The sequence below is a fragment of the Nostoc sp. CHAB 5715 genome, from assembly GCF_020829685.1.
Lineage (GTDB): Bacteria > Cyanobacteriota > Cyanobacteriia > Cyanobacteriales > Nostocaceae > Nostoc.
On record NZ_JAIVFR010000711.1, the window covers coordinates 1 to 4,042 of the forward strand.

Annotated in this window: 3 protein-coding genes and 3 pseudogenes; 3 read left to right on the forward strand and 3 right to left on the reverse strand. The window is 44.1% G+C overall.

Annotated elements, in window-relative coordinates; all coding sequences use genetic code 11:
* Positions 1–123, reverse strand: a pseudogene (locus tag LC574_RS29600) (succinate--CoA ligase subunit beta); the annotation flags it as partial.
* Between LC574_RS29600 and LC574_RS29605 the strand changes: the two are divergent.
* Positions 118–243, forward strand: a pseudogene (locus tag LC574_RS29605) (succinate--CoA ligase subunit beta); the annotation flags it as partial. The pseudogenes LC574_RS29600 and LC574_RS29605 overlap by 6 nt on opposite strands.
* 116 nt (positions 244–359) lie before the next feature.
* Entirely contained in the window at positions 360–1,241 is an 882-nt protein-coding gene (locus tag LC574_RS29610; protein ID WP_229457187.1) for a CoA-binding protein, read from the forward strand.
* A gap of 159 nt (positions 1,242–1,400) precedes the next feature.
* Here the strand turns inward: LC574_RS29610 and LC574_RS29615 are convergent, their stop codons facing one another.
* Entirely contained in the window at positions 1,401–2,702 is a 1,302-nt protein-coding gene (locus LC574_RS29615) for a DUF2252 domain-containing protein (RefSeq protein WP_229457188.1), read from the reverse strand.
* A gap of 173 nt (positions 2,703–2,875) precedes the next feature.
* Here LC574_RS29615 and LC574_RS29620 point away from each other — a divergent pair, with 173 nt between their 5' ends.
* On the forward strand, positions 2,876–3,556 hold the full coding sequence (locus LC574_RS29620) for a RibD family protein (RefSeq protein ID WP_229457189.1): 681 nt from the start codon (positions 2,876–2,878) through the stop codon (positions 3,554–3,556).
* A 193-nt stretch (positions 3,557–3,749) separates the two neighbouring features.
* Here LC574_RS29620 and LC574_RS29625 read toward each other — a convergent pair.
* Positions 3,750–4,042, reverse strand: a pseudogene (locus tag LC574_RS29625) (photosystem II q(b) protein); the annotation flags it as partial.

A 4,042-nucleotide genomic window follows, 5' to 3' on the forward strand; every position in this document is an offset into this window, starting at 1 on the left:
AGAATGCACAACCTGTGATTTAAGTTCGCTGTTGTCTTGCTGCACAACTCTGGCTATAACTTCTACGACTTCCTCAGTTTGAGGAATGCTACCCAGAAAGTTAATTAATATTACTTGAATGCTGCTAGAAAGTATTTAGCAACACTAAAAACTCACAGCAATGCGCTCCTCGTGGTAGAAAATTTAGATGAGGCAGTAGCAGCAGCAGTTCGTCTGGCTAAACCAACGGCTAATAAGAGGTAATGAGTGTCAGCTTCGTTCAAATTTAAAAAAAATTGAATCAATACGACACTGTAAATATGTCGTTTTTATGCCCAGTGCCATAGACCACTGGGTTGCCAAACTTACGGTAATTTTTTATGAACCTAATGCCAGACAGTAAAGTATTAATTCAAGGCTTTTGTGAATTTATATCAGGCACTCATGTTGCTCAAATGAAAGCTTATGGTACGAACTTGGTAGCCGGTGTCAATCCTGGATGTGGTGGACAGGAACTGCATGGACTGCCAGTATTTGATTTAGTAGAGGAGGTAATAGAACAATTTGGGGTAATTGACACAACAATTATCTGTGTAGATCCTTACGACGTGCTAGATGCGGCATTAGAAGCGATCGCATCTAATATTCGCCAGATCATTATTATCACTGCTGGCGTGCCGCCTTTAGATATGGTGCAATTACTCCGCAAAGCCGAAGCCTGTGAAACTTTAGTAATCGGGCCAAATAGTCCGGGGATCATTGTGCCGGGAAAAATTCTTTTAGGTACTCAACCAAGTGAGTTTTATACTCCTGGAGCAGTAGGGATCGTTAGTCGTAGTAGTACGCTCACTTACGAAGTTGCTTACGAACTAACAAAAGCCGGTTTGGGGCAATCGATTAGTGTCAGTATTGGTAGTGATGCGATCGTCGGTTCCTCCTTTCTGCAATGGCTGCAAATTCTCGATGAGGATGAAACTACAGAGGCGATCGTTTTAGTCGGTCAACCTGGCGGTGGTAGTGAAGAAGCAGCAGCCCGGTACATTACCGAAGCAATTGATAAACCAGTAATTGCCTACATTGCAGGTAGACTTGCACCACCAGGAAAAACTTGGCGTCAAACAGGGACTTTAGCAACAGTTATCGGACGCGATCCTAACTTTGGCACAGCCCAAAGTAAATTAGCTGCTTTAAAAGAAGCAGAAGTTCCAGTAGCTGAACGTCCTTCTCAGATTCCAGAATTATTGAGAAAGGAAATTAGCTAATTACAAAAAGCGAAGCAATAATGGCGATCGCACTCACGTTCAATCAACAATAGAAGCTTCCTGGCGACGCCGAATAGCCCGCACTTCGGCAAGCTACTTCGGCTGCGCTCAGTACAAGTCAGTGACCATCGTAGACATCGCTATCATCTAGCTGATATTCTAAGTACAGCATTTCATTAATTCGTAGCGAATTAAATTTGGCATACCCTGCATTGTTTCAGTCACTTCTTTGTCAACGCTTACGGGAATAATCGCAGCATCATAGTCTTTATCAGAGATTGCATGGTTCTTGGCAACGACTTTCCCCGCATACCCCATCGCATCCATAAATTTTGACTTAGTGGTTAGCAATGTATAGTCAAAGTCCACTTGGTAGGGTGATTTTTCATGTACCATAAAGGGGATGCTACTGACCGTAGTGTAGCCAACCAAAGGGTCAGTATTGGAGAGCATTGCTTTAGTGGCGATTGCCACTCTCGCCCCTTCTTGGTTCCCGTAAACTGAAGTTGGCAGCAGACCTGGAACTGCGATCGCAACTACGCTACTGCCTTCCTGCTTCATCTCCAAAATGCGATCGTCGTCGGTTGCTGAACTTGGCCCCTCAATCAGTAAGTAATATCGGTACTTACCAAGACTGCCAGTGCCTGAACCTAATTTTAGCCGAATGTCTTTGAGAGCATAATAACTATTGTTGTAGCGTTTACTGCTAGGAATTGAGGCAATGTAACTGCTCATAGTCCCAGCAATGTCGGAATAGGTGCTGCCAGATACAGGCTGAAGTTCTGAGGGCGTCTGGAATACTCGATTATTACTGTTATTTAACTGCGTGTACTTACTTAGCAAGCTAGAACGGCTGTTATCTGATGCCTTTTGAATCAAATCTTTGACCACACCGTTTGTATTGCCAGATTCCAAACGGTATGAAAGTTCGTCGTTGGTTCCCTTAAAGTCACTCATCTTGTTCAAATAAGCATCCAAAAAATTACGGACAATATCTTGAGCATCACTTGAGCTAAGACCGTTCTCTTTAGCTGTTAACAAGATAGAGACTGCCATCCGTCGCAAGTCCCAAACGTAGGGGCCAAGATAGCCTTCATCAAAATCGGTGGTGTCAAAAACGTTGTTGTCGTTGCTATCTCTCATCCCCCCAAGATTTTGCAGATGCATATCTCCCTCTAACCAGATAGCTGAGGTTGAAGAATTCACAAATCCTGAACTTGGCAAGGTCTGCATATCACGATAAAAAATGTGATCTGTTCCCCGATAAAAGGCGAAAGGGCTAGCCTTCATCTTTTGCATTTTTGTTGCCAGTTCTTGAGGCAATTGAGAAGCAAAGGGATGATTGTATTGGTAAATTTCATTCTCCACCCAAGTTGAACGGAGAGTTGCAGCTTGAACTGGAGATGCAAACCCCAAAATAAAAATTAAGACAAATACGATTGCAGATATGTGTTTGGGCATGACAGTTGCTTAGGTGTAAAAAAATAGACTCTTGTGTAGAGACAATCATCCAACAACAATTCTTTTACCACCTTGAACCATAGCTTAGAAAGTAAATTAAAGCACAATACAACAACTATTCATAGCAAAGAATTCAAAAAGGTAAAATTATAAAGAACCGTCAGAATGTAATCATGTCAGCTATCCAAACAACTGTGGTTCTTGCGATGACGGCCGATGGAAAAATTAGCGCCGTAGATCCTAAAGCGCCTCGTGATTCCGATCCAGTTGATCAAGCACACTTAGAGTATCAAGCTTCCCTTGCCGATTTAGTCTTGGTAGGAGCAGGGACGATTCGGGCTGAGGGGGGAACCTATACAATTCGCAATCCCGAACTTTTGGCAGCACGTAAGGTGCGGGGTCAGTCTCCCCAGCCCATTACCTGCATTGTTTCAGGTTCTCTTGACTTATCGCTGGACTTGCCTTTTTTAAGCCAGGACATTGAGCGATGGATATTTACAACACGGACTGGTTTGAAGCGTAATTCTGATGCAACAAGCTTGCAAAAGCTGGCTGAATTAATCGATTTGGGAGAGACAGACCTAGACTGGGATCGGGCCTACAGCTTGATGGCAGAACGGGGTATTCACAAGGTCGTTGTTTTGGGAGGCGGCTCTTTAACAGCTGCTTTAGTAAAGGCAGGGCGAATTGACGATTGGTGGTTGACAATTTGGCCCGTCATTTATGGAGGAAAGCACGCCCCTAGCCCAGTGGAAGGAGAGGGTTTTCTTCCCCAAGTTGCTCCTCGTCTCCAACTCGTCGAAACTCGTCAGGTTGGAAGTCAGTTGTTTTTAAACTACCGCACGCTCAATTGAATAGGACTTACGCAAAAATTGCTAAAAAGCTTAATTTATCGAACCGCCAAGACGCCAAGAGCGCCGAGAATTCGTAGAGTGTGCGTAAGTCCTATTGAAAATGCGCTGCTAGAATTAAGCGCTGTTATCGTTGATGCTAAAAAGCGCCCTCCCAATCTGGGAGAGCGCTTTAAGATTTAGCTAAACTGACTAATTAACCGTTGATAGCAGGAGCAGTCAGAGCTACAGGAGCAACATCACCTGCCGCCAAATCTAAGGGGAAGTTGTGAGCGTTACGCTCGTGCATTACTTCCATACCCAGGTTAGCCCGGTTGATTACATCCGCCCAAGTGCTGATGACGCGACCGCTTGAATCAATAATGGATTGGTTGAAGTTGAAACCGTTCAAGTTGAACGCCATTGTGCTTACACCCAAGGAGGTGAACCAGATTCCAATTACAGGCCATGCTGCTAAGAAGAAGTGCAGTGAACGGCTGTTGTTGAAAG